This window comes from Candidatus Binataceae bacterium, assembly GCA_036495685.1.
In the GTDB taxonomy this organism is placed as follows: Bacteria; Desulfobacterota; Binatia; order Binatales; family Binataceae; genus JAFAHS01.
Window position 1 is genome coordinate 1 of record DASXMJ010000161.1, and the last position, 3,769, is coordinate 3,769.

Annotated in this window: 3 protein-coding genes; 2 read left to right on the plus strand and 1 reads right to left on the minus strand. The window is 59.4% G+C overall.

Translation table 11 applies throughout. The features are described from left to right. Nucleotides 1–204: 204 nt before the first annotated feature. Nucleotides 205–819 (minus strand): helix-turn-helix domain-containing protein, encoded by a 615-nt coding sequence (locus tag VGI36_15005; GenBank protein ID HEY2486456.1) that lies wholly within the window; start codon nucleotides 817–819, stop codon nucleotides 205–207. 206 nt (nucleotides 820–1,025) lie between these two features. Here VGI36_15005 and VGI36_15010 point away from each other — a divergent pair, with 206 nt between their 5' ends. Together VGI36_15010 and VGI36_15015 are read left to right on the plus strand one after the other, a co-directional pair. Further along, nucleotides 1,026–2,324 carry a DUF1329 domain-containing protein gene (locus tag VGI36_15010; protein ID HEY2486457.1) on the plus strand — a complete coding sequence of 433 codons (1,299 nt, stop codon included), beginning with the start codon at nucleotides 1,026–1,028 and terminating at the stop codon, nucleotides 2,322–2,324. 156 nt (nucleotides 2,325–2,480) lie between these two features. Beyond that, nucleotides 2,481–3,769 (plus strand): hypothetical protein (locus VGI36_15015; protein HEY2486458.1); only part of this gene is annotated, 1,289 nt, incomplete at its 3' end.

The window sequence follows — 3,769 nt, forward strand, 5'->3', positions numbered from 1 at the left end:
TAAGAATCCTTGCGCCTGTGTTTCAGCAAATCGTTGCAGGCATTCCATCCAAGCTGCGAGAGTCTCCTATAGGAACCTGACCCTTCCAATAGGCGGACAACAGAGAGAATTGAGCATGATTCAGGCTGCCGCCGGACGAAACTGAGATTCTCCGGTGCCCTCAAATCGAACAAACTTCGCGAACGAGCGCAGTATCTTCGATTTCTACGCAGAGAACGCGAAAATCGCGGACTGCTTGGCGGAGAGGGCTGCAGGCCACAACGAATAGAAGACCCACGCGTTCCGCCCGATCGAACAGATCCGAACGGGACTGGCTCGAACCCCCGTACACGTAAACATGAGGCAAAGCAAATTTCGCTCGTTCGAGGGGACTTGCTCGAAATCGAAAAGGAAGGCTCGGGCGCCGCGGTTGCAGGCAAGCACGTCCCATCTACGCCCTATAACAACTGCGGGAATACGGGCGTCTGATGGAGCATGCGCTCGATAAGGCGGGCTCACAGTCTCATGCCGAGGTGCGGAATCGATGACGGGTTGGCGAAGCGCGAGCTGAAAAAGCTGCATGCGCTCGACTGGATCGAGCCGCAGCACACGGGACAGGTTGTCCAGGACGCCGGATGACACCCCGATCGGGCGTTTCTGCTCGAGCCACGTGTACCAGGTCGCACTGACACCGGCCAACTGCGTTACTTCCTCGCGTCGCAAGCCGGGTGTCCGCCGCCGACCGGTCACTGGCAGTCCGACCTCGGCGGGAGTGATGCGGCTTCGGTGGGCGCGGAGAAAATCGCACAATTCCTGGAGTCTAACTTCGTCCTTGGTCATCCCGTCTCCTGAATTGGACTTCCCATTTCGTCACTGAGACTGTCATCAATTATACCAGGATAAAGACTTCCTCTAGTACCGGGTTACTGATCACATATATTCCTTGACCAACGCAATCGCCAGCATCCCGCTGAGTACCTCAAAGACGCGGGGCCAGGCGACCGCGGGTTCAAAGACTTGGCGTAAGTCTGAAGGAGGAACGACTCATGGAGATTCTTACTTTGGTTCACCGCCGACTGGCGGGATTCATCATCGGGTTTGCGTGGCTCGCCTGGTTGTCGGCGACGCCAGCCGCCGCCCAGCTCAAGCCAGGTGACTTCATCACCCCGGAGAACGCGCCAAAGGTGAGAGAACTGGTGAGCCCGGGCGTGTACTACAAGGTTCAGCGCGGCATGACGATGAAAATCGTGCCGACGCAGCGAGTCGATTGGCCACCGCCTTACAAGGATGCCACCGAAAAATATTCCGCACAGGTTCGTCTCTCGAAAGACAAGCGCAGCGTGGTGGGCTACGTAGCAGGCCAGCCGTTCCCGCTAATCGACGCGAATGACCCGGACGTCGCCGAGAAGATCGTGTGGGACAATGTGTTCCGTCCAATCACCACTGATGACTATGACTTGCGCTACTACGATTGCGATTCTTCGTACGAGAAGAACGGCCCGCAAACCACGCAGACGGAGTATATCCAAATCGGTCACTACGCCGGCTATGATCTGGTCGGCCGCACCGAAGTGGAGCCGTTGCCGACCGATCCGGATTTTAAGGTTACCGGCCGCTACTGGCTGTTCGGCCTCTATCCGATTCTCGCGCCTCAGGACGCCCGCGGCACGGGCCTTATCCGTTGGCGCTACGCGGATCCAAAGCGCGGGGACGACATTTGGGACCTGAATCCGGGGAGCCGCCGTGTGCGCCGGCTCGATGAGTCGATTATGTCCAGCGCCACCGGCCCGCAAAGCTTCGACCCGGATCACTATTCCGGCTTCAATCCCAAGACCGAGCAATACCTGTACAAGTTCGTTGGCGAAAAGAACATGCTCGCGACAATCCACGCGGAACATTCGCCTGAAGCGCGATGCTCTACGGACGGCGGCACCAGCGCATGCCCCGAGGCCTGGGAAATGCGGCACATGTACATTGTCGAAGCAGCGCCAGATCGTTCAAGAGTTAACGCGCTTCAGTCGCGCACCGTGATCTATATGGACAGCGAAATGTGGTTTGAGCCATACATCGACACCTATGACCAGTCCGGCCGCCTGTTTCGCAGCGGTATCTACTGGCTAGCGACCCGCGATCGTCCCGTGCCCGACGCGAGGGTAGCCATCTATCCGTTCAAGCGCTCTTTCGTCGTCGGCGCGGTTTCGACTGACGTTCAGAGCGGCTTTGCGACGATGTGCTACTTGCCGGGAAGAGAAACCGCCGAAAAGGAGTGCTGGTACATCAACATGGGCGCGGTCGACAAGTCATTCTTCACGACCGACGCGATGGTGCGCGCGGCGAGTTTCTAAGTCGCCGCATACCTCGGGCGCGGCGCGGCTCCAACCGGGGCCGCGTCGCAAAACCGGGTAGGCCCTGCGAGTGAATTCGGGGTTCTTGAGAGCGGCCACTATATTCGCCCGCGATCAAGAGCTTTGCCAGTAAGTACCCCTTGGGGAGTTGAGCAGATGGTAATTAGCTTTGAGGGCGGTAGCTGGAAACTCTGCACGGCGGTGGCCGTCCTGCTCGTGATAACGCTCTGGGCGCCGACCAGAGGGCAGGCCTTCGTACTTAGCCTCTCCGGACCTCTGGGTAACGGTGGCGGCGCCGTCACCGATCAAGCGACGGTGCTGTACGCACGGAGCGGCGGCAGACTTCATCGTCTCGCCGAGGTTGGTCCTGCGCGCGATGGACTTCCGAAATTGCTCGACCTCGGGTTTCCGTTCGTAGCCGACGATGGATCCGTGATTTTCGCGGGCATGGTGGCTGAGAATCGCCGACCGCGCTGGGTTGTTTTTCGGGCGGATATGCAGGCTTCGCCGCCGAGAATTTCCAGGATTCAGCTTCCTCATTCAAACGGCGCCCTCGCGGACGCCATCCTTAGCGCCGACCCTTCGCCAGAAATAGATGCTCATGGCGACGTTATCTTTTCCGCTCAGGATGCGGACGGGAGGGACGCAATCTTTCTTCTTTCCAACGGAGAGTTATCGCACTTGGCGAAATCGGGTGAAGAGACCCGCGAGGGACACCGCCTCCATCATATCCAGTTTGGGAGCGCGCGGAGCTTCGGCGCTGGCGAGGTCGCCTTTGTCGGCTGGTTGGAGAACCACAGGCAGGCTGAACTAGTCGCGTCCAGGGCTGAGGGTGTGAGGGTGATTGCGGCCGAAGGCGAAGCCGCGGTCGGCGGCGGTATATTCCGCCAGGGTTTCGGGCGGCCAGGAGCAGCGCCGTCGCAGAATTCGCTCGCAGGGCGAAGGCTCGCCTTTTCGGCCCGGACCACTGCCGGCCAGGGAATATTTGTGCTTGCCGGGCGCGATGGACTGCGGCGCGTCGATCTTGCCGAAGCTTCGTGCGCGAAGTCGCCGGTCAGCTTTTTGTCAACTGGGAGTCCCGGCCTTGCAGTCACCGGGGAGATAGCGCTCTTGGGATGGTGTTCCGATGTCCCGGTCATTATCCGAGTCGATGATAGGGGACGGGCTCGAGTCTCATTGCGAGCTGATTCGCTGCCGGATCAGGGCGGGCCACTCGCGATTGAAGATCCCTGGATGCTTGATTCGGGCGCTATTTTATTCGGCGGATCGGCTGGCGACAGCGGTGAGTCGATCTATGAATTGACTACCGAGGGAATCGCCAGAGAACTCTACCATCCTTATCGCGACCTCTGGCTTACCGCGGACGATGTGGAATCCAGACATCCGATCTGTACCGCCACGATAGCGGCGAATCGGCACGGCGACTTCGCCTATCTCGGCGAAAA

Excerpts from the sequence above, each read along its gene's own strand:
- VGI36_15005 (HEY2486456.1), bottom strand. The coding sequence starts at position 819 with ATGACCAAGGACGAAGTTAGACTCCAGGAATTGTGCGATTTTCTCCGC.
- VGI36_15010 (HEY2486457.1), top strand. The coding sequence starts at position 1,026 with ATGGAGATTCTTACTTTGGTTCACCGCCGACTGGCGGGATTCATCATC.